Annotated in this window: 15 protein-coding genes and 1 pseudogene; 13 read left to right on the top strand and 3 right to left on the bottom strand. The window is 49.3% G+C overall.

All coding sequences use genetic code 11. From position 1 onward, the window contains the following. The first annotated feature begins 23 nt into the window (after positions 1-23). From DW083_RS08945 to DW083_RS08910, 7 genes and pseudogenes are all read left to right on the top strand, one after another. The gene (locus DW083_RS08945; protein ID WP_122332133.1) at positions 24-1,862 is read left to right on the top strand and encodes a 4-hydroxy-3-methylbut-2-en-1-yl diphosphate synthase; all 1,839 of its coding nucleotides are present in this window, start codon (positions 24-26) and stop codon (positions 1,860-1,862) included. A gap of 358 nt (positions 1,863-2,220) precedes the next feature. Continuing rightward, complete coding sequence (dut, locus tag DW083_RS08940; RefSeq protein ID WP_115498904.1) at positions 2,221-2,652, top strand: dUTP diphosphatase; 432 nt, start codon at positions 2,221-2,223, stop codon at positions 2,650-2,652. 95 nt (positions 2,653-2,747) lie between these two features. Then, the gene (locus tag DW083_RS08935) at positions 2,748-4,445 is read left to right on the top strand and encodes a tetratricopeptide repeat protein (protein ID WP_370038917.1); all 1,698 of its coding nucleotides are present in this window, start codon (positions 2,748-2,750) and stop codon (positions 4,443-4,445) included. After that, the gene (locus DW083_RS08930) at positions 4,438-5,277 is read left to right on the top strand and encodes a DUF4292 domain-containing protein (RefSeq protein WP_115498906.1); all 840 of its coding nucleotides are present in this window, start codon (positions 4,438-4,440) and stop codon (positions 5,275-5,277) included. Before DW083_RS08935 ends, DW083_RS08930 begins: the two co-directional genes overlap by 8 nt. Then, a pseudogene (locus tag DW083_RS08925) lies at positions 5,278-6,608 on the top strand (murein hydrolase activator EnvC). Between the two features lie 12 nt (positions 6,609-6,620). Next, complete coding sequence (locus DW083_RS08920) at positions 6,621-7,460, top strand: lipopolysaccharide biosynthesis protein (RefSeq protein WP_122332131.1); 840 nt, start codon at positions 6,621-6,623, stop codon at positions 7,458-7,460. 439 nt (positions 7,461-7,899) lie between these two features. Beyond that, positions 7,900-8,478 carry an acyltransferase gene (locus DW083_RS08910; RefSeq protein WP_122332129.1) on the top strand — a complete coding sequence of 193 codons (579 nt, stop codon included), beginning with the start codon at positions 7,900-7,902 and terminating at the stop codon, positions 8,476-8,478. Here DW083_RS08910 and DW083_RS08905 read toward each other — a convergent pair whose 3' ends face one another. Continuing rightward, positions 8,479-9,528: a M20 family metallo-hydrolase gene (locus DW083_RS08905; RefSeq protein ID WP_122332128.1), complete on the bottom strand. Its 1,050-nt coding sequence runs from the start codon at positions 9,526-9,528 to the stop codon at positions 8,479-8,481. A 263-nt stretch (positions 9,529-9,791) separates the two neighbouring features. Between DW083_RS08905 and DW083_RS08900 the strand changes: the two genes are divergently transcribed. After that, a complete protein-coding gene (locus DW083_RS08900) occupies positions 9,792-11,654 on the top strand; it encodes a TlpA disulfide reductase family protein (protein WP_122332127.1) in 1,863 nt (620 codons plus the stop codon). Between the two features lie 57 nt (positions 11,655-11,711). Here the strand turns inward: DW083_RS08900 and ribF are convergent, their stop codons facing one another. Beyond that, the gene (gene ribF, locus DW083_RS08895; protein WP_122332126.1) at positions 11,712-12,638 is read right to left on the bottom strand and encodes a riboflavin biosynthesis protein RibF; all 927 of its coding nucleotides are present in this window, start codon (positions 12,636-12,638) and stop codon (positions 11,712-11,714) included. A 127-nt stretch (positions 12,639-12,765) separates the two neighbouring features. On the opposite strand from ribF, the gene DW083_RS08890 reads away from it, so the two are divergent. The 5 genes from DW083_RS08890 to DW083_RS08870 all read left to right on the top strand — a co-directional run bounded on the left by DW083_RS08890 (position 12,766) and on the right by DW083_RS08870 (position 20,597). Next, positions 12,766-15,915, top strand: a complete 3,150-nt coding sequence (locus DW083_RS08890) for a hypothetical protein (protein WP_122332125.1) — start codon at positions 12,766-12,768, stop codon at positions 15,913-15,915. Between the two features lie 28 nt (positions 15,916-15,943). Continuing rightward, positions 15,944-16,486, top strand: coding sequence for an RNA polymerase sigma-70 factor (locus DW083_RS08885; protein WP_122332124.1), 543 nt, complete (start codon positions 15,944-15,946; stop codon positions 16,484-16,486). 226 nt (positions 16,487-16,712) lie between these two features. After that, positions 16,713-17,933 (top strand): DcaP family trimeric outer membrane transporter, encoded by a 1,221-nt coding sequence (locus tag DW083_RS08880; protein WP_122332123.1) that lies wholly within the window; start codon positions 16,713-16,715, stop codon positions 17,931-17,933. Beyond that, positions 17,933-18,820: a dTDP-4-dehydrorhamnose reductase gene (gene rfbD, locus DW083_RS08875; RefSeq protein ID WP_122332122.1), complete on the top strand. Its 888-nt coding sequence runs from the start codon at positions 17,933-17,935 to the stop codon at positions 18,818-18,820. Before DW083_RS08880 ends, rfbD begins: the two co-directional genes overlap by 1 nt. A 25-nt stretch (positions 18,821-18,845) precedes the next feature. Continuing rightward, the gene (locus DW083_RS08870) at positions 18,846-20,597 is read left to right on the top strand and encodes a helix-turn-helix domain-containing protein (protein ID WP_122332121.1); all 1,752 of its coding nucleotides are present in this window, start codon (positions 18,846-18,848) and stop codon (positions 20,595-20,597) included. 204 nt (positions 20,598-20,801) lie between these two features. On the opposite strand, the gene DW083_RS08865 is transcribed toward DW083_RS08870, so the two are convergent. Next, positions 20,802-21,812, bottom strand: a complete 1,011-nt coding sequence (locus DW083_RS08865; RefSeq protein ID WP_122332120.1) for an aspartate-semialdehyde dehydrogenase — start codon at positions 21,810-21,812, stop codon at positions 20,802-20,804. Between the last annotated feature and the right edge of the window lie 83 nt (positions 21,813-21,895).

The following is a 21,895-nucleotide window of genomic DNA, read 5'->3' as shown; positions in this document are numbered from 1 at the left end:
ATTTTCAATTGTCAATTGAAAGAATGGAACATTTTTTTAACTACAGTCGTCGTAAATCCTCAGTCGTTCATATCGGTAACACCCCGCTCGGGGGCGACAATCCGATTCGTATCCAGTCTATGGCAAACGTTTCTACGATGGATACCGATGCCGCCGTACGTCAGGCCATCCGCATGATCGAGGCCGGATCAGAGTATGTGCGTTTTACCGCCCAGGGAGAACGCGAAGCCCGCAACTTGGGCGTGATACGCAAACAACTGAATGAAGCCGGATATACCACCCCGCTGGTAGCCGACATCCATTTCAATCCGCGTGCAGCCGATGCCGCAGCCGAAGAAGTGGAGAAAGTCCGTATCAATCCCGGAAACTACGTGGATAAGGTAAAGACATTCGACCTGCTGGAATATACCGATGAGGAATATGCCGCAGAGTTGCAGAAGATACGCGACCGTTTCGTGCCATTCCTTAACATCTGTAAAGCACACGGAACCGCCATCCGCATTGGCGTGAATCATGGTTCGCTGTCTGACCGCATTATGAGTCGGTACGGCGATACTCCCGAAGGCATGGTTGCCTCCTGTATGGAATTCTTGCGTATCTGCCGGGATGAGAACTTCTCCGACGTAGTGATTTCCATTAAAGCCTCCAACACGGTTGTCATGGTGAAAACCGTCCGCTTGTTGGTCCGGACAATGGAAGCCGAAGATATGCATTATCCCTTGCACCTCGGCGTGACGGAAGCCGGTGACGGCGAAGACGGACGTATCAAGAGCGCTGTCGGTATCGGAACCTTGCTTTCCGACGGGATAGGCGATACGATCCGCGTTTCCCTGAGTGAAGACCCGGAAGCCGAGATTCCGGTAGCCCGCAAGTTAGTCGATTATATCCTCGAACGCGAGGGGCATGAGCCGATTGAAGCTTCCCCTGCTTCCGGCTATGACCCGGTCTATGCCGATCGCCGCAGCAGCCGTGCGACGGAAGGGATCGGGGGGAACTTCCCGCCTGTTGTCATCTCCGATCGCAGTAACGGTGATTTTGAATTTGACTATGCGTCTCTGCCTGACTATATATATATCGGTAAGGAAGACCCGGACAACCTGCCCGACAGCTTCCGCCTCCTGGTGGATGCCCATTTCTGGAAAGAACGTCCGAATGCATATCCTTTCTTCATCGCTTCGGAAGTCGAAGAGTTGAAGAACTATTCCACTCCGCTGAAGTTTATCCGCTTGACATATAGTGATCTGACCGACCGGGTGATCGAAGTCCTGAAACAGGATAAATCCGTAATTGTAGTTTTGAGTACCTATCACCGGAACGGTGTCGGTGCGCAGCGTGCCGCCATGCACCGTTTGCTGGCAGCCGGCTGTGATGTGCCCGTCATCCTTCATCGCGATTACAGGGAGACGGATGTCGAAGCGTTGCAACTGAAGTCGGCGGCCGATTTCGGAACGCTGCTTCTGGATGGTTTCGGCGACGGTATCATGTTGCACAACGAAGGCTGCGAAGCCATGACGACGGACAGCTGTATGTTCGGCATCCTGCAAGCAACACGTACCCGTATCAGCAAGACTGAGTATATCTCCTGTCCGAGTTGCGGCCGTACGCTGTACGACTTGCAAACGACAATCGCCCGCATCAAAGAGGCTACTTCCCACCTGAAAGGCCTGAAGATCGGTATTATGGGCTGCATCGTGAACGGTCCCGGCGAGATGGCGGATGCCGATTACGGCTATGTCGGTGCCGGCAAGAACCGCATCAGCCTCTACAAAGGCAAAGAATGTGTCCTGAAAAATATCCCGGAAGAGGAAGCGGTGGAACGCCTGATCCAGTTGATTAAGGAGAATGGGGATTGGGTAAATTAATTTGCCTCCCGAATCTTTCAATCTTTTCTCCGGTCTTCTATTGCATGTCACAACCGTATTCTTTTCATGTCACAACTGTCCTCCTTCTGTGTTACAGCTGGATTTCTTTTGTTTCACAGTTGTGACATGAATAGCGTGCAGGTGTTGAGGAACCACGCATTCCGCATGATTCATTCTATCTGCCGGGTTGTTCCTTCTTGTACGGCACTACACCCCCATGAAGTGCTGCAAAGCCATTTTACAGGCGATCTTGACTAACCCGGTAACGAACGATAAGCATTATTTAAAGAATAATGAAAGCCGTTAGGAATGGTAATCAGGGATATTTGTGTAAATTTGCCCGGAAATAAAAGAGTTTATGGAAGTAAAAATTATAAATAAGTCACACCATCCGTTGCCACAGTATGCAACTCCGCTCTCGGCCGGAATGGATATCCGTGCAAACCTGACAGAACCGGTTGTGTTGAAACCGCTTGAACGTAAATTGATCCCGACCGGATTGTATATCGCACTGCCGGAAGGATACGAAGCCCAGATGCGCCCCCGCAGCGGCCTGGCATTGAAACATGGTATTACACTGCTGAACACGCCGGGCACAATCGATGCCGACTATCGCGGCGAGATCGGTATTATCCTGATTAATCTCTCCTCCGACCCATTCACCATCAATGACGGCGAACGTATCTGCCAGATGGTTATCACAACCCATAGCCAGGTGGCTTGGCAACCCGTCGAAGCGCTGGATGACACCGAACGGGGAGCGGGTGGATTCGGACATACGGGGAAATAATTGAGAATTGAGAATTAAAAATTAAAGATGCGATGCTAAGACGGCTGATTACGATATCTCTTTTTATCTTGCTGGCAGTAGGCATCCGGCCGCTGATGGCGCAGGACTCCGCGACGGAGGCACCGCAGAAGGCAGCCCGGATCAGTGCGGCTGACCAGCGGAAATTCGACTACTTCTTTTATGAAGGACTAAACTTGAAGACGGCAGGAAAGTTCGATGCCGCCTACGATGCTTTTAACCATTGTCTGGCAATCGATTCGACCGCTTCGGCCGTGTTATACGAACTATCTTCCTTTTATGCCCAGTTGAACCGTCCGGAGAAGTCGTTGGATATGCTGCGGAAGGCGGTCGCCTACAGTTCCGATAACTTCACTTACCGCCTGGCGCTGGCAACAATGAGCCGTAACCTCGGCATGTTCGGTGAAGCAGCCGAAGAGTATAAGAAGCTGGTAAAGGATTATCCCGGGAAGCCGGAACTGAACTACTACTTAGCGGATGCACTCACGCAGGAAGGCGAGTTGGGCGAGGCGATCGAGGCCTATGATGCGCTCGAGTCGTCGATCGGTATGAGTGAAGCGCTTTCGATGCAGAAATACAAGCTCTATAATGCTTTGGAGCAAACCGGCAACGCCTTCAAAGAAGTGGAAAAGCTGGCCGCCAAGTTCCCGATGGAATCCCGCTACCAGATCATTTTGGGGGATTTGCACCTGGAAAAGAACGACACCATTAAGGCGTTGGAATATTACAGAAAGGCGCATGCTATCGATCCGGAAAGTCCCTATTACATCGTCTCGATGGCAAACTACTACGAGGTGGTGGGCGATAAGGACGCTGCCGAGACACAGATACGCAATGCGCTGGTAAACGATAAGTTGGACGTCGAAACGAAAGTCGGCATCCTTTCCCGCTATATCCTCAAACTGCAACAGACCAAGAAAGGGACGGAAAGTGCGAACGCCCTCTTCCAGACCTTGTTAGAACAGCATCCCGAAGATATCGACCTGAAACAGATGTACGGCAGCTTGCTTATCGCACAGGGGAAGAACGACGAAGCCCGTTTCCAGTTCCAGCTGATTACCGAGATGGAGCCGTCGGATGCCACAGCTTGGCAGCAGCTCCTGAATCTGGCGTTGAAATCGGAGGATATTCCCGAAGTGATCCGTATCTGCACCCGCTGCCAGGAACTCTTCCCGGATGCTCCGGAATATTACTTTTACCTCGGAATCGCTTATTTCCAACAGGAGAAATACCAGGATGCGCTCGACACTTACAGGGCGGGACTGGATATTATCCCGGAAACAAACGTGGGTTTGAAGTCTGATTTCTACGGACAGATCGGCGATATCTACTATCAGATCAAGAATATGCCGGAAGCTTATAAAGCCTATGATGACGCTCTGAAATACAATGATAAGAATGTAGTCGTCCTCAACAACTACGCCTATTTCCTCTCTTTGGAAAAGAAAGACTTGAAAAAGGCGGAACGGATGAGTGCGCTGGCGGTGAAACTGGAACCGAACAACTCGACTTATCTCGATACTTATGCCTGGATATTCTTTGTTCAGGGCAATTATACGCTGGCGAAAATCTATATCGAGAATGCGCTGGCTAACGATACGACTAAAAGTACGGAACTGATAGACCACTACGGCGACATCCTCTTTATGAGCGGCGATAAGGAAAAGGCCCTCGAGCAGTGGAAGAAAGCCAAAGAGATGGGAAAAGTAAGCGACGTGCTGGACCGCAAGATTGCGGAAGAAACTTATATAGAAGAGGAGGTTCCGAATGAATAAGACTCACCTTGCCCTTGCATTCGTCCTTTTTACAGCTCTGCTTCTGACGGGTTGTAAGACGACTAAAAAAGTAGGGACCGTCGAAGCCGGCGGGGCGAAAGCGCACAACGAATTTTTCGAGCTGGTGCAGGAACAGGCGTTCCGCTATGAGACGTTGACTGCCCGCTTGAATGTGGACTTAAACTTGCCGGGAAACAGCATGAGCTCGCGTGTCGACCTGAAGATGGTGAAAGACAGTGCTTTCCAACTCTCCGTACAGCCGTTTTTAGGGATCGAAGTCTTTCGTGCCGAGATCAGTGTGGACAGTGTGAAGGTGATCGACCGGATGAACAAGCGTTATGTAGCCGACAACTATGCCAACCTGAAAGGACAGATGCCGATCGATTTCAACTTCTATAATCTCCAGGCTCTTTTCACCAACCAGTTATTCCTGCCCGGACAACAGACGATCAGTCCGAAACAGTATAGCCGCTTCAAATTGAAGCAGGACGGTCCGGCAGCCGAGATACAGGTCAAGGATGTCATGGGATTGCTGTACACCTTTATGGCGGACGGGGAAGAAAAGATACTTTCCACCGGTATTTCCGATCCTTCCGACCGTTACGCCCTGCAATGGAATTATACCGATTTCCGGATGGCGGACGGCCAACCGTTCCCGATGAAGATGGATGTGCAGGTGCTGAAGGAAGGCGCTTCACAAGGCGGCATTACCATGCATTTCTCGCGTGTGCAGACAAATGTCCCGGTAAAGATGGACTTCTCCATACCGGCCAAATATAACCGGATTACGTTGGCGCAGATTATCAAGTCATTGAGTAATACTAAAATGTAAATGAGATTTCTCTGGTTCGTCATATTCGTCTTGTCGGTAAGCGCTGCTTGTGCACAGAACTCCGCAAGGGTTCGTGAACTTGAAAAGCAACGTAAGCTGCGCTTGCCGAGATCGAGATGACCAACCAGCTTTTAGACGAGGCGCGGCAGACGGCGCGCAACTCGTTGAACCGCCTGAACCTGCTCTCCAAACAAATCCTTTCCCGCAAACAGGTGATCAGCCTGCTGAACCAGGAGATCGGCGAGATAGACAAACAGATTGCCGCTTCACGCCGCGAGATCTCGCAGTTGGAAAAGGAGTTGGGCGGTAAACGGCAAAATTACGGGAAATCGGTGCAAAGCATGTATAAACGGCGCAGTTCGCAAGATAAGCTGCTGTTTATCCTTTCGGCCGACAATTTTGCGCAATCCCTCCGCCGTATGCGTTACCTGCGTGAGTATGCCGACTGGCAGAAGAGGCAGGCTTCCGAGATAATCGACAAACAGAAGGAAATCGCTTATAAGCAGAAGGAACTGGAAAAGACCCGTTCCGAAAAGAATGCTTTGTTGAGCGCACGTGAAGACGAAAGCCGCAAGTTGCAGACGGAAGAGTCCAGCCAGAAGGCCGAAGTGCAGCAACTCAACAAGAAACAAAAGCAATTGCAAGCCGACCTGAAGAAGAAGAAACAACAGGCCGATGCCCTGAACCGCCAGATCGAAAAGCAGATTGCCGCCGAAATAGCCCGTGCCGAGGCCGAAGCCAAAGCTGCCCGCGAACGTGCCGCCCGTGCCGAACGGGATCGGCTGGCGCGTGAAAAAGCAGCCGCTTCAGGTAAGAAAGTCCCGGATACAAAACCCGAAACAGAGCCGGTGCGCGAAGAGCGTGTTGCCGATACGAAGGGCGGATATGCCATGACGAAAGCCGAGAAACAACTGTCCGACAACTTTGCCGGCAACAAAGGGCGCCTGCCTTATCCCGTCTCCGGTCGCCATACGATTGTGGCTACCTTTGGTGAACAGCAGCACCAGGAATTGAAATATGTCCGTACGAATAACAGCGGTATCGACATCCAGACCTCTCCGGGCGCAGATGCCCGTGCGGTGTTTAATGGTGAAGTGACGCGTGTATTCGTGGTGCCGGGCTACAATAATTCGGTCATTATCCGGCATGGTAACTACCTGACTGTTTATAGCAACCTGAGCCAGGTGTATGTAAAGGCAGGCGATAAGGTCAGCACCCGGCAGGCCATCGGCAAGATCTTTACCGATACCGAAGACGGCAACGCAACGATCCTCCATTTCCAGCTTTGGAAGGAAAAAACGAAACTCAATCCTGCTCCTTGGCTGGATTAACAGACGATTCCTATGAATCCGCTCATAAAATATATGGAACGATGGACCGATAATCCGGTTTTCCGGAATATCCTGCTCTTATTTTCAGGTACAGGTATCGCTCAGCTTATACCTGTCGTTATCCAACTTTTTTTGGCACGTATTTATACAAAAGCTGAGTTTGGAGAATTATCTGTCTTTATGTCTGTGATAGGTATTGGAGGTGTGGTAGCTACTCTTAATTATGATTATGTAGTTGTCATGTCCCGCAGGCAAGGCGAGGCGCGTACCATGTTATTCCTCTCTCTCTTATCCTCTGTTGTGATAGGGATAATAAGTTTTGTTGTCTTGTTTTTATTCAGGCCATTCTTTTCCGGAATATTGAGTGTGCCGGATTATAATATATTTTGGCTGGTCCCTCCGGTGATTTTGATAATGGGATGGATAAACGGATTAACCAGTTGGTATAACCGTATGAGGGCATATAAAAAGATGGTAGCAGGACAGCTTACGCAAGGGTTGTCTATTCCCGTATGGAAACTTATGTTCGGTTATATAGGTATTTCTTCGGGATTGATCTGGGGAACTTTTATAGGTTATGTTATTGCCGTTGCTTATTTTGTCTACCTTTATTTGTCGGAAAACCTAAAATGTGGTTTATTCCGTAGTCTCTCATGGTCAAAAATGAAGGCGTTTGCTTGGGAATATCGCGATTTTGCCATATATGCAAGCATTGGAAATCTGTTTAATGCTTTTGCATTGTTGGGATTGCCTTTGCTTATTACCTTCTTTTATCCGTTGGAAGTTGCAGGACTTTATTTTTTCGCGAATTCGGTCATACGGTTACCCATCAACTTATTATCCTTGCAATAGGGAAAGTGTATAAAAAAGAAGCGAGTGAGATGTATCAGCGCCGGCCTTATGAATTATATCCGTTTACATTGCGTATCCAGAAGATGATATTGACATTTGTTTTTCCTTTGTTGATTATCTTTTTTGTATTCGGCCCACAATTGTTTTCCTTTTTGTTCGGGGTAAAATGGGCGGAATCGGGAGATATGGTTCGGTATTTTGCTATCTTTGTATTGTTTAACGCATTATATTCACCGATAAGTTCTATTGCGGATATACTGCGTCGGCAAAAACTAATGCTCTTCTTTAATGTTTCGCTTGTTGTAAGCCAGGTATTGGTTTTTCTGTTAGGAGCCGGTTTTGAGTTTAAGTATGTATTATTAGCAACATCGGTTATAGGAGCTTTGCATTATGTTTTGTTAGACTTGTACATGAAGAACAGGATTAAAAAATATCAAGCATGAAGAAATTACTCAAAATAATCTTGGAACCTTTTTTCCGGATGTTGATACATTGGGCATACCCTCGCTTTCAACGTCAGGATGGATATGTTACATATACATATATTTTTGTTCACTATTTCTTGATGCAGAAAATTGTCGGTATAAACAGAAGTGTGCCGTGGCCTGTACATTTCACCAGCCAGATTATTGAATGGCAAAAAATAGAAAAAGGAATCTGTTGTGATCCCGGAGACTGCAAAGGAGTTTATATCAATGCACATGGCGGATTAAAGATCGGAAATAATGTAGAAATTGCTCCTAATACGGTAATTTCTACGGTTAATCATTATAAGCGGGACTTCAGAAAGGTAGGATATAAGCGGGGAATTGTTATTGGTAATAATGTGTGGATAGGTGCTAACTGTGCTATATTGGCAGGCGTTCACATCGGAGATAATGTTGTAATCGGCGCAGGTTGTACTATACGGGAAGATGTCCCATCCAATATGGTAGTCAGCCAAGCCTCGGAGGGGCTGGTTTATAAGCCCCAATCCGGTCCTCACGAATGGGACTGTACAACCGCAAAATTCATGTGATTATAATTGCAAACCATCCAATAGCCGGATATAGGTATCAATAGCCTCTCTTATTTCCATTAATTCGATATATTCATCAGCAGTGTGAGAACGAGCGGAATTTCCCGGACCGATTTTTACCGACGGGAATGGCATCAATGCCTGATCGCTTAAAGTAGGCGAACCGAACGGTTCTTTCCCCATTAATATCGCTCTCTGTACAAAAGGATGATCCAGTGGCGTACGTGTAGAGTTGAGACGGAAACTGCGTGCATTTACCGTACATGATACCTGTTCCTTGATAAGCTCGAACAGTTTCTCGTTCGGGTAGAACTCATTCGTGCGGATGTCGACGGTAAATTCGCAGCGGTCGGGAACGACGTTGTGCTGCGTGCCGGCATGGATAATTGTCACACTCATCTTTACCGGGCCGAGGAAGTCGCTTTTTTCCGGGAATTGGTATGTGTTGAACCATTCGATGTCTTTCATGGCGAGTGTGATGGCGTTGATACCTTCGTTGCGGGCGGCATGTCCGGACTTGCCGGTACTGACACAGTCCAGCACCATCAGCCCTTTTTCCGCCACAGCCGGCTGCATCCCTGTCGGTTCGCCGACAATGGCAAAAGAGATAGGAGGCAGGTTCGCAAGTGCACTCTCCAGCCCGTTCTTTCCCGAAACTTCTTCCTCGCAGGAAGCTAAGAAGATCAGGTTGTAAGGCTGTTCCTTTTCCGACAATGCCCCGAACGCTTCATACAGTGATACGACGCTTGCCCCGGCATCGTTACTGCCAAGTCCGTACAGGCGGTCGTCCTCCGTTTCTTCTGGCGTGAACGGGTCTTTTGTCCATCCGGAAGCCGGTTTGACGGTATCGATATGGGAATTAAGCAGCAAAGTCGGTTTGTCCAGATCGAATCCGGGAGCAGTCAGCCACAGGTTATTCCCTTTGCGGTTCACCTTATGCCCTGCCTTTTCCCAGGTCTGTTGCAAGAAATCGGCAACATCCGTCTCTTCCCTGCTGAAAGAAGGCCGGGCAATCATCCCTTTCAATATGTCAATTGCATCGTAGTACATAATTTTCAGCACAACATAAATTTAGCTACGCAAAGATGGTATAATATCATAGACTATCCAAAAAAACATTCGCTTTTTATCATCCGTCCAATGACTTTTTGTTTTATATTTGTAAAAAACGAAAGAAGAAGAACTCATGGGCTTTTCTGGGAAAAAGGGCTATTGTGAGCGAAGAAGATATCTCGTTGGATGAGTTGAAGCAGTTGATAGAAAAGATGGAAAAGGGAAAAAACTGAAAGTAGAATATTTGATAACTTGTGCTTATGAAAAACATCGGATTAACCTGTTTGCTACTGATTAGCATCTGTTGCGGATTACAGGCAAAGAAAACGGTGAAGACGCCTTACTTCACGGCAACCAGCACACGTTTCCTTGAGATAGAAAAGGTGACGCTCGGAAAAGACACTACCTGGCTGGAGGTAAAGATTTATGGTATGGTGGGCGATAAGGTTATGGTAGCACCGTCCACCGTATTGCGCGCATCGGGCAAGGACTATGCTTATTGGGGATGCACCGGTCTTGCCGGAGGAGACTCCTGGACTGTGATTCCTACTTCGGGCGAACTGTCTGCAACCTTGAAGTTCATGCCTGTGCCGGAAGATACCGAAAGTTTCGATTATATAGAAACACCTGCCGAAGGGGAGGGCTGGAACATTTATGGTGTCCGCTTGGATGGTAAGAACCCCCAGCCGGATATACCGGAAAGACTGCTGAACCTGCACTTGGATTATTCATTGCCGTTGCCAGCCCCGGAGCTGAATTGTGGAAAGGCTATCGTGAAAGGGCAGTTGCTGGGTTATAAGCCTGAATATGGCGTGAAGCTGAATTTCAGTAATTCTCATTGGTTCTTCTACAGTTTTCTTGGTGAACCGATTCCCATAGCCGACGATGGTACATTTCGCTACGAAGCGGATGTGCTGATGCCTTGTGGCGGCAGGCTGCGGGTGGGGAGTTGGGAGTTGAGCCTGTTTCTGGTGCCGGGGGGTGAGTTGAATATCACTTTGAATATGCCGGAGATATTTATGTCACAAAGCCATTTGTTCAGAAATAAACTGAAAGGCGCTGCAGAAAGGCGCGTGTGGTTTGAAGGAGATTATGCCGCGCTGAATACGGAACTGCTGGATGCAGGAGGCTGGATGAACCTTTCGGGAGGCGAGGATTTCTTTTCGGATATTTGCGGCATGACGCCCTCTGCCTACAAGAAATATATCTTTAAAATCTATGGCAGCTATCGGAAACGGCTGGATGAAAAGAAAGGGCTGAGCCAGGCGTGCCGCACGTATGTAAAGGCCAATATGGATATGTCTCTGTTCAGTTGCATAAACAGTTTTAAGCACAACCTCAGCTATGCACCGCTGTTCTCTGGTAAGAAAGGTGTGAAGCGGGCGGATATGACGGTGGACAGTACTACCTATTTCAAAGAAATTCTCGATCTGGATATTCTGCATTCTCCTTATCTGAAGTATTATGGTTTCTATACCGACTTTGTCAGGTTGGCAACCAGTGGCTGGCTACATGGGCGGTTTGAGGTGGAGCCAATCTGGAACGATATCCTGTTGGGCAAGCGTGCTTCGCGAAGCCTGAACAACCAGATGCCGCTGACGGCTGAAGAGCGGCTCACGGTGGACAGTATTGCCGCGCCGCAGCTCAGGCAGGTATTCTATGACAAGAGCCGGCAGGTTGAAGACCGGCTGGAAGCAGTGAAGAACAAGGCAGGCTATACCGTTGTCGAAGTAGACAAGGAGATTGGAGCGGATAGCTTGTTGCAGGTCGTCACCCGCCCTTACCGTGGCAAGGTGGTACTGATTGATATGTGGAATACCTGGTGCGGCCCCTGCATACGGGCAATGAAGAGTTTGCAACCTTTGAAGGAGGAATTGAAAGATATCGTGTATTTGTATATCGCCGATGAAACCTCTCCCGAAGGAAAATGGAAACTGATGATACCTGACATACATGGCATTCATCATCGGATTACCAATCAGCAAAGTGCGGCATTGAGCACATTATACGAATATCCCGGTATCCCGACTTACTTCATAGTGAACCGTGAAGGAGAAATCTCTTATAAAGTGACAGGCTTCCCCGGAGTGGAAAAGCTAAGGGAAGAGCTGACACAGGAGTAACTGCTGCTGATCTTTATTCGTTGGGGCGGAGAGAGTAGATAGACAGCTCTCCTTTGTTTAATGAGTTAATATTTTATCCACCGTCTCCCGGTCCTTTCCTAACTGAGCGATCAGTTCGTCGAGGGAGTTGAATTTGATGTCGCCTCGTACGTGGTTGATGAACTGGACGGTTATTTCGTTATTGTAGATGTCGCCGGAGAAGTTCAGGATGTTTACTTCTAACGTGATATTGTCTCCGTTGTCCAATGTCGGGCGGTTGCCGATGTAGAGCATGCCTTTGTAACGCAGTCCGTTCAGGTAGACCCAGACAGCATAGACACCGATCCCCGGAATGATCTTGAACGGCTCGTCCACTTGTATATTGGCAGTCGGAAAGCCTAATTTGCGGCCTACTTTGTAACCGCTGACGATACGCCCCTTCAACTGGTACGGATAACCAAGCAGGCGGGCGGCCTCTTCCACCTTGCATTCCGTAAGAAGCCGGCGTATTTCGGAAGAGCTGACAGCCGCTTCCCCTTCGCTGTATTGTGAGGCTTTTATGACCCGGATGCCGCAAGATTCCCCGTAAGCGACATATTGCTCGAAGCCATCTTCCCGGTTATGTCCGAAGCGGTGGTCGTAGCCGATCAGCAACGTGCCGACCTGCAGTTGGTTTGCCAGCACGGACATTATAAACTCTTTGGCACTCAGGCGCGACAGCTCGGGGGTGAAATCCAGTACGATGCAGTAGTCGATCCCCGTGGAATCAAGGTGTTTCAGCTTCTCTTCGAATGAATTGAGCAGCTTCGGCTGATAGTCCGAATGCAAGACTGCACGCGGATGTTCGGGGAACGTGATGACGGCGGAAGGCAATCCGGCGGCTTCAGCCACCTGCTTCAGTTCATGAATCAGAAAACAGTGTCCCAAATGAACCCCATCGAAAAAACCGATAGTCGCTACCAGTCTTTTACCTTTCAATATCTCCGTGTCTCTAACAACTATCATCTCTGCTGCCTTAATACTTCTAATTAGGATGCACAAAAGTACATAAAAACTATGAGTTATAATAATACGGAAATAAATCGTACTTTTGGGAAGTAGTTTAAACGAAAAACATCACCATTAAGTCAGTATGAAAAAAACATGTATCCTTTTATGCCTGATGGCCCTTTCCGCGCTTCAGGTGTATGCTGTTTCTTCCTGGAAAGAGACAAGAACGATCATTTTCACCCCTTCCGGAGGAGAAAAAGCATACCTTCTTCAACCCGGGCAAAGCCTCTCCGAGCCTGTATCTTTCGGTCAATCCGGAATCCCTGTGCGGAAGTTCCTGCGCGTGATTGGCGGTGTTCGGATGCCTGCACCCTTTCAAAGCAGAGGGGAAGAGATGTTCCGCAGGTCCGAGTTCTATATCGATGATAATCTCGATTCCATTATCCGGAAGAAAGACCGCTATTCACTCTACTTCAAAGGTGAAAACGATCCTTTCGAGCGTCATGCCTATTACCGTATTTCCGGTGAGCTGTTGCAACCGGGCGAGCTGACAGTTACGCTTCCGGTTGTAAAGAAACAAGACCTGGCCCTTTCTCCGGACGGTGATTTCGGCGTCGCGATCGAATTGTTCTACCGGAAGCCGGGACGGGCTGCCGACGATATTTATGACAAGCCGGACTCTTTGCTTTATATGCCGGTTCCGGTCGGTACGGGAAAATATCAGGCGGTGTCGCAGACCTTCTCCTTGCCGGAGAATGTAGCCTGTGCTTTCCTCCGTGTTGGCGGCACCCGTTTCAGCGGTGAATGCTGGGTGGAAGCTCCCCGTCTGACGCAAAACAAGAAGGCGGTTTGCTCGATTCCTTTTACCAAGTTCGCCCGGAAGACGGACAATTATAATTACTGGATCGGTTGCAACCTGGCAACCCGAAGCTGGCCGATGTGGAAGCTTGAATTTAATGGCAAGACTGTTTTTCAAGGAAATATCTTCGACCGCGCCTCCGATGTCGCAGACTTCTATATTCCGCTGCCCGCCTCTGTGCAAGGGAATGGCGAGATCAGGCTGACGCTCCTGAAAGAACCTCACCGTGCCGCCTATGCGTATGAACTGCGCGGGTTGGAGCTTATCGAAGAGACTGCCCGCGACTACGAAGTGATTTCCGTGCCCGAATATGTGACGAAGAATGCCTCTTTCGGTGTTTTGGTGGAAACCAACAAACCGAATGTCTGCCTGAAAGTAAAAGCCGCCGGTGCGGTTACGCCGGCCGAACAGGAATGTATGTTTGAAGAGCCCGGCTTGCATGTCGTCGAATTGCGTGCCGGTGAAGCCGGCCATGCCGTCCCGTTAGTGTTTGACGACGGTAGCCGTACGGAGCAGGCGGAAGTGCGCCAGGTGATCGATAAGGAGGCGGAGCAGATTTATCTCTCGTCCGGCGATGAAATCTATATCGACAAGCAATATACGCCGTACGATTATTTCTTTAAATGGTATATCTCCAACCGGATCGGCAACTGGTACCAGTTCCGCCCGTCCTACCAATGGAGTGGTTTCCGGATTGCGGACCCTGTTGTGATCGGGCATTATACCAAGCTGCTGGATCAACTGAAAATACCATATGCCTGGCAAGTGGAAGGCCGTACACTCGCAGGCAGCCGGATCAACCCGTCGTTGGAAACCCTCGCCTCTCCGATGTTTCGCGGCAAACAGGCGCATGAGAATGACGGCGGATATTATTACTGGCAACATTTCCTCTATCAGGGAGTGTTCTCCGACATGGCAGCCCGCAACCGCCCTTACGGCGGGATCTTTGCCAAGCATCGCCCGATTTATACCGATCACGGAATCTTTATCCATTATGATCCGGAAGGCGTGACGGATATGGCCGACGGCGCCCGCAAACTCGTTTCCAATTTCCGCTATTCGAAAGGAGAAAGCACCCGCCATACAGGGCCGTCCACCTTGTTCCGCTATCTGTATCAGGCCGGCTATAACTGGTTGGGAGCCGAGCAGATGTACGGGCCGGAAGAAATCATCCTCTCTTCGTTGCGCGGAGCGTCGCGTGCATACAGCCGTCCGCTTTACGGCACGCTTCACGCCATGCAATGGGGTTCGGGGCCGTTTACCGATCCGAAGCATTCCCTGCGTTTGTACATGTCGCTGGCTGTTGCCTATATGCATGGCTCTTCCCACATGAATACGGAAGAGGCGCTGTGGACGGATGAATACATGAACGACCGCTATTCGGTTTCCGGCAAGGAGCATCTGTTCGCCCAGCATCAGATGCTGAACTTCGTGGAAACGCATTCCCGTCGCGGCGATCTGAAAAGTAACATAGCCGTGATCCAGGGGCGCAATGACGCCTGGAAATCTTTCGGGCGCGGTAGTTTGTGGTCGCAGAAAGGCGACAAATGGAAGTTCGATAAGGCCTGTGAAAGCTTCGACCTGCTCCGTGTCTTTTATCCGGATAATATCGTGGACGGATGCGGCCCGGAAGGTTGGTTCACTTCTACGCCTTACGGAACGGTCGACCTGTTGCCCGTCGAGGCTCCGCAGGATGTGATGAACCGGTATAAGGCGCTGGTATTCTTAGGATGGAACAGTTATGACGCGGGCGATTTCCTGCGTATCCGGGACTTTGTCTTCAATGGCGGGACACTTCTGCTGTCGGCTGCCCATCTGAATGCCGAACTGCAACCGGACCAGCCTGTCCGCTTCCCGGCCGATGATGCCGTTATCCGCGAGATGTTGGGTGACAACTATCAGCAGTTGACCGCAAAAACAGAAATCGCTTACGGTCTGGGCAAGATTGTCTATTTTCCGCAGAAAGCCTATCCGGCCGAAACGAACCTGCAAGCCGGTTATGTCGCAGCCATGAAAGAGATTGCAGGAAAAACCGCCGGCGAAGAGACGGACAAAGGCTGGATGGAAGCATCTCCTTCCGTCGGTTTTACCGCTTGGGACAGTCCCGGCCGCCGTACTATTTATTTGCTGAATGCCGATTGGTCGAGCGACCGGGAGCAGCGTCCGGCTACCTTTGTCTATAATGGCAGGAAATTCCCTGTTTCCGTCCGCCGTTATCATATTGAGACAATCCACTGTTCTGAAGGATTGGCAGTCATGCCGGCATCCAACACGACCGATGTCTTGTCTGTCGAAAGAAATGGCAACGGCTGGACTGTAAAAGTGCAGAATACAGAAGGGGATGTGATTCAATGCATGAATGCGATTACCGGAAAGGTGGAATCTGTAAAATTCGATCAGCCAGGCATACACGAGGTGTCTGTTAACGAATAATTAAAGATTTTTGTCTATATTTGCAAGTATGGGTGACGCGTCTCAGAACATGGATCAGTATCAGCACATCTATATGGAGTATGCTCCGATGTTGATGCGTTTTGCAGAAAAGTTTGTTTCCGGCTTTTTTGCAGAGGATGTTGTTCATGACGTGTTCCTGAAGTTGTGGGACAAGCAGGTATTCCGTCTGCCGGAGAACGATTTGAAGCGCGTGCTTTATGTCTCCGTCCGGAATGCCTGCCTGGATCATCTCCGCCGTGTGAGTCTGGAGCAGGATATCATCGACCATCGCGCCCTCCAGCTCAAACTGGAAGAACTCGATTTCTTTGAGGCTTCCGACGAACTTTTCATGCGGCAGGACCTCTTGGACTTGTTGATGAAAAAGGTTGCCGAGTTGCCCGAAAGAAGCCGGGAAGTTTTCCGGATGTCTTATCTCGAGGGGCTGAAAGCGGCTGAGATAGCGGAACGCCTGGACCTGTCTGTCCGCACAGTCGAGAATCTGCTGTACCGTTCCCTGCTCTATCTGCGTAAAAACTGTTCAAATCTGTTCTTGCTCATTTTCCTGTTATAAAAGTTTCAGATGCTATGATGTGCTGAAACTTTAGTTTCAAACAGCTCTTCCCTTTGAAACTAAAGTTTCATGCCTATGGAACAAAAGTTTCACGGGACGAAAATTTAGTTTCCTGCCTTGAAACTTTAGTTTCGACCGCAGACACTTTAGTTTCGAATAGAGTGATTTTATTTTTGTGAAAAGACCGAATCTTCCTTACCTTTGTAGGCGATTCGAACAAAAAGAAATGAAAAGATATTTACTACTTTTTGCGGCCTTGTGCGTGACGGTGGCCGGATATGCTCAGAAGAAGGATTTCTCTTATAAGTTTTACGGGCAAGTGCGCGGAGATTTGTTTTATAATTCGCGTGCTAACAGTGAAATCGTGGATGGATTGTTCCATCTGTATCCGAAGGACAAGAATCCGGATGCGGATGGGAAGGACTTGAATGCTACGGCAAACGGCAGTTTCTATTTGCTGTATTCCCGTTTGGGTGTGGACTTGAAAGGGCCGAATATAGGAAAGGCTGTGGCTACGGCCAAGTTAGAGGCGGATTTTCGCGGTTCGGGTAGTAACTGGGCGGTTCTGCGTATCCGGCATGCTTACGTCAACCTGGATTGGGGGAAGTCGGCAGTTTTGATCGGGCAGACCTGGCATCCGCTGTTCGGAGATGTCTTTCCGCAGATGCTGAATCTGTCGACCGGGGCGCCTTTCCAACCGTTTAACCGTAGCCCGATGATTCGTTACCGGTACACGTCCGGTAAAGGGTTACAGCTGACCGGGGCAGCGATATGGCAGTTGCAATATCTCTCTGCCGGTCCGAACGGGAAGAGTGAGGAATATATAAAGAACAGCTGCATTCCGGAAGTCTATGTTTCGGCCGATTATAAAGCGGACGGACTGATCGCCGGTGTCGGTATGGAAGTGCTGTCTCTGAAACCGCGTCAGCAGACAACGGTAGACGACCATATATATAAGGTAAGCGAGCGGGTGACCGCCTTGTCTTTTGAAGCCCATGCCAAATATACGACGCAGGACTGGCTGGTTTCCGGTAAGACTTTGTTGGCGTCGAACCTGACACAGGCCTGTATGTTAGGTGGCTATGCCGTGACATCGATAGACCCGCGGACGGGTGAACAGGAATATACGCCTTACCGCCATTCCATGACCTGGCTGAATGTGGTGTACGGCAAGAAGTGGAAGCCGGGACTTTTTGTCGGCTATCTGAAGAACTTGGGAACGGGGAAGACGATCGCCGGGCCGACTTACGGTGTGGGACTGGATGTAGACCAGGTGTTTACAACCAATCTGCAACTCTCATACAATCTGCCTCACTGGAAGTTAGGGCTGGAATACAGCCCGTCGCTTGCCTGGTATGGCGATATGAATGCGAAGAACGGTAAAATAGAGAATACCCATTCGGTGACGAACCACCGTGTCTTGGGTGTTATGATTTATACATTCTGATGAAAAAGATATTGGTTGTCGGAGCAAACGGCTTTACCGGGCGGAGAATCCTGGATTGCTTTTCCGGGAATGAAGCCTATGAGGTGGTTGGCTGTTCCTTTCATCCGGATATCCGGCCCGAAGGAAAGCATACGTTTGTCCGGGTGGATATAAACGACTATCCCGCCGTCGAGGCTTTGCTCGACCATGTCTGTCCGGATGTGGTGGTCAACTGTTCAGCCCTTTCCGTCCCCGATTACTGCGAGCAACATCGCGAAGAGGCTTATGCGACCAATGTTTCGGCGGTCGGGAACCTGGCGCATTGTTGCGAGCATCTGGGAAGCCGCTTGATCCACCTGTCGACCGATTTCGTGTTCGACGGGAAAAGCGACCGGCTTTATACGGAGGAAGATATTCCTGCTCCGGTCAACTATTATGGCTTGACCAAGTATCAGGGAGAACAGGCGGTTGCCGGGATAAGCAGTAATTATGCAGTCGTCCGTGTGGTTGTCGTCTATGGAAAGGCGTTGCCCGGACAGCATGGGAATATCCTGCAACTGGTCAAGAACCGCTTGGAGGCAGGGCAGGAGATACGGGTCGTTTCCGACCAATACCGTACGCCGACTTGGGTGGCGGACATCGCAGACGGCGTGGAACGGCTGATGCATACCGGCAATAACGGCATTTATCATATCTGTGGCGGAGAACGGCTCTCGATTGCTGAAATGGCTTATCGTGTAGCCGATTACTTCGGATTGGACCGCACTCTGATCCGTCCGGTTACGACGGAAGAGATGAACGAGGCGACACCGCGTCCGCGCAATAGCGGATTAAGTATCGAAAAAGCCATACGCGAACTGGCATATGCTCCGCATACGCTGGAGGAAGGATTGGGAGAACTTAAATAAATCCTATACATAACACTAACCTAAGATGAAGATGAAACAATGTATTTTATTCGTATTCTTTTCTCTTATTCAAATGAGCAGCCTTGGCGCTTCGAACAGCCCGGACAGTCTGTTTTCAGATGAATATATCGAGAGTATCTGTCTCAATGAACCCAAACGGGCACTCGCTTTGCTGGATGAGGCCGAGCAGCTGAAAAAGATGCCGCTTTACCGGATTGACTATCTGCGTTGCCTGGTCTATCACAACGGTATGGAGCAATACCGGATTGCGCTCGATTATGCCAATAAAGCATACCACAGCGATTTCATCCAGAATGACCCTATGTGGAAATATAGCCTGCTCGATATGATGTCTAATGCCTGCTTGCAGCTTAGTGATTATGAGGCTTGCATCCGGTATGTTGTAGAGGGGACAAAGTCGGCACGGGAGATCGGCGACAAAAGCGGAGAGGCCAATATGATGCTTATGCATGGAGAGGCTAAAAGGAAAATGGGATTGAAGGCGGAGGCCGAAACCTATTTTCTGCAGGCGATCGAGATACAGAAGAAAGTCGTTGCTTCCACCCGCGACTGGCACGATGTAGACGATCTTCTTTATTCATACGGGACGTTGATTTCGGCTTACCAGGAAGATGGGAAGTATGAGGCCGCGATCGGTCTGCTTCCGGAATATGAACGGCTGATGGATAAGCTGAAGAAAATGCCGGACTTACCGGATGGGCTTTGCGATCTGCGCTATGCCAGTGAGTATGCCGCGTTTGCCTGTATTTATGCACAGAATGGGGAACAGGAAACAGCCCGGAAGTATTATTTGAAATATCTCGAAACAAATTATGCTTCTTCAATCGAAGGAGAACCCATCCGGATTGAATATTTGCTTAATAGCGGACAGTATAAGGAAGCGCTTCAGTATATCGGAAAGGAGAAGCAACGCTATGCCGATAATGGTGAAACGATCAGCTTCGAATATTTGCGTTATGCCCTTGAATATGAGGAAAGGGCACTGGCCGGACTGGGAGACTATAAGGCGCTGGCCGAAACCCGTAAGCAGATGCTTGCCGTGACCGATAGCCTGAACAGCAGGGACAAAGCCAATGCGGCTCTGGAGCTGTCAACCCTCTATGAAACAAATGAAAAGAATGAGCAGATACGGATACAGGCTGATAAGCTGTACCGGGAACGCATCTTCCTGATTGCTTCCTTGGTTGTACTTTTCCTGTCGCTGGCCGTCATCTCTTTTATTGTCCATAGTCTGCGTGCTACGCGAAGGAAGAACCGGATATTGGTGCAGCAGATTGACGAAATGCTGGATTACCAGGAAGAATTGCACCGGGCAAAGAAGGCTATGCTGGATTCGGCAGCCACGCTAACATCCGAAGAGTTGCCCGCCGGCGCATCTGATTCTGAGGAGCTGCCCGCCGGCACGTCTGAATCCGAGCGGAAACTTTTCGAGTTGATGGATATGACGATCGATAGTGAGAAAATGTTCTTGGATCCGGATATTAACCGGGATGCGCTGATTAAGCGTTTCGGCATTCTCAAGAACTCGTTTGCGCAATTTATACAAACGTATGCTGGCACAAACTTCAACGGGTATATCAATAATAAGCGGATCGATTATTCCGTTCTCTTGTTGCGGGATGAGGCGAATTATACAATCCAGGCTGTTTCCGATGATTCCGGTTTTAGTAATGTCCGGACTTTCCATCGTGTTTTCCGTGATCGATACGGGATTACGCCTGCTGAATATAGGAAGAACATGACCCGGAAGGCATAAGGGCCGCATCAGCTGGCGTGCAATAAAGGGATGTGTCAAAAGTTCTATTTATAGCGTCTGTGTCCTGGCGGGCTTGACCCGCCATCTCATCCTAATTGCTGTAAATCAGTTTAGTATGAGGTTGCGGGTCAAGCCCGCAATGACACGCTAAAGCGTTAGAACTTGCTTTTGACACATCCCCTTTTTATTATAAAGCGGATTATCTTATCCGATATTCTTCACCTTCAACAGGTATTCAGCGATCTGTACGGCGTTCAAAGCGGCGCCTTTCTTGATCTGGTCGCTTACCGTCCAGAATGTCAGACCGTTCGGATTCGTAATGTCTTTGCGGATGCGGCCAACGTAAACAGGGTCTTTTCCGGCGATGAACAACGGCATCGGATAGTCTTTCTTTGCCGGTTCGTCCTGCAGGATGACACCTTCGGCTTCGGCAAAAGCTTTGCGGGCTTCTTCCACGTTTACGGGACGTTCTGTTTCTACCCAGGTTGCTTCGCTGTGGGCACGCATAACCGGGACGCGGACACAAGTAGCGCTCACTTCGATGTCGGAGTGCATGATCTTGCGTGTTTCGTTGTACATCTTCATTTCTTCCTTGGTGTAGCCGTTATCCGTAAATACGTCTACGTGAGGAATCACGTTGTAAGCCAGTTGGTAAGCGAACTTTTCCACTGTCGGTTCTTCGCCTTTCAACAGCTGTTCATATTGTTTTACCAGTTCAGCCATAGCTGTCGCGCCGGCACCGCTGGCTGCCTGATAGGTCGATACGTGTACACGCTTAATGTGCGACAGGCCCTCGATTGCCTTCAATGCAACGACCATCTGGATGGTAGTACAGTTCGGATTGGCAATGATACCGCGCGGACGATTCAGTGCATCTTCCGGGTTTACTTCGGGAACTACCAAAGGTACGTCGTTTTCCATGCGGAATGCGCTGGAATTATCGATCATCACAGTTCCATGTTTTGTAATGGTTTCTGCGAACTCGACAGAAGTACCGCCACCGGCCGAAACAAAAGCAACATCGATTCCCTTAAAGTCGTCGTTATGCTTAAGCTCCTTGACGGTAATCTGTTTACCACGGAAGGTATAAACACGTCCGGCACTGCGAGATGAGCCAAAAAGCACCAGCTCATCCATCGGGAAGTTTCTCTCGTCGAGTACACGCAGGAATTCTTGTCCTACGGCTCCACTTACTCCTACAATTGCTACTTTCATTTTGAGCACTAATTAATTTGTTTATCGAAAAAATAGTATAACTTTACAGCGTGTATGAAAGCACAGTGCTTCCAATGCTACAA

The sequence above is a fragment of the Parabacteroides sp. AF48-14 genome, from assembly GCF_003477465.1.
GTDB lineage: Bacteria > Bacteroidota > Bacteroidia > Bacteroidales > Tannerellaceae > Parabacteroides > Parabacteroides acidifaciens.
Note: the sequence above shows the minus strand (reverse complement) of the source record. Positions and strands in the feature narration are given on the sequence as shown.

What these genes read in the sequence shown, in the direction of transcription:
- DW083_RS08945 (WP_122332133.1), top strand. Translation starts at nt 24, where the DNA reads ATGGAACATTTTTTTAACTACAGTCGTCGTAAATCCTCAGTCGTTCAT.
- dut (WP_115498904.1), top strand. Translation starts at nt 2,221, where the DNA reads ATGGAAGTAAAAATTATAAATAAGTCACACCATCCGTTGCCACAGTAT.
- DW083_RS08935 (WP_370038917.1), top strand. Translation starts at nt 2,748, where the DNA reads ATGGCGCAGGACTCCGCGACGGAGGCACCGCAGAAGGCAGCCCGGATC.
- DW083_RS08930 (WP_115498906.1), top strand. Translation starts at nt 4,438, where the DNA reads ATGAATAAGACTCACCTTGCCCTTGCATTCGTCCTTTTTACAGCTCTG.
- DW083_RS08920 (WP_122332131.1), top strand. Translation starts at nt 6,621, where the DNA reads ATGAATCCGCTCATAAAATATATGGAACGATGGACCGATAATCCGGTT.
- DW083_RS08910 (WP_122332129.1), top strand. Translation starts at nt 7,900, where the DNA reads ATGAAGAAATTACTCAAAATAATCTTGGAACCTTTTTTCCGGATGTTG.
- DW083_RS08905 (WP_122332128.1), bottom strand. Translation starts at nt 9,528, where the DNA reads ATGTACTACGATGCAATTGACATATTGAAAGGGATGATTGCCCGGCCT.
- DW083_RS08900 (WP_122332127.1), top strand. Translation starts at nt 9,792, where the DNA reads ATGAAAAACATCGGATTAACCTGTTTGCTACTGATTAGCATCTGTTGC.
- ribF (WP_122332126.1), bottom strand. Translation starts at nt 12,638, where the DNA reads ATGATAGTTGTTAGAGACACGGAGATATTGAAAGGTAAAAGACTGGTA.
- DW083_RS08890 (WP_122332125.1), top strand. Translation starts at nt 12,766, where the DNA reads ATGAAAAAAACATGTATCCTTTTATGCCTGATGGCCCTTTCCGCGCTT.
- DW083_RS08885 (WP_122332124.1), top strand. Translation starts at nt 15,944, where the DNA reads ATGGGTGACGCGTCTCAGAACATGGATCAGTATCAGCACATCTATATG.
- DW083_RS08880 (WP_122332123.1), top strand. Translation starts at nt 16,713, where the DNA reads ATGAAAAGATATTTACTACTTTTTGCGGCCTTGTGCGTGACGGTGGCC.
- rfbD (WP_122332122.1), top strand. Translation starts at nt 17,933, where the DNA reads ATGAAAAAGATATTGGTTGTCGGAGCAAACGGCTTTACCGGGCGGAGA.
- DW083_RS08870 (WP_122332121.1), top strand. Translation starts at nt 18,846, where the DNA reads ATGAAGATGAAACAATGTATTTTATTCGTATTCTTTTCTCTTATTCAA.
- DW083_RS08865 (WP_122332120.1), bottom strand. Translation starts at nt 21,812, where the DNA reads ATGAAAGTAGCAATTGTAGGAGTAAGTGGAGCCGTAGGACAAGAATTC.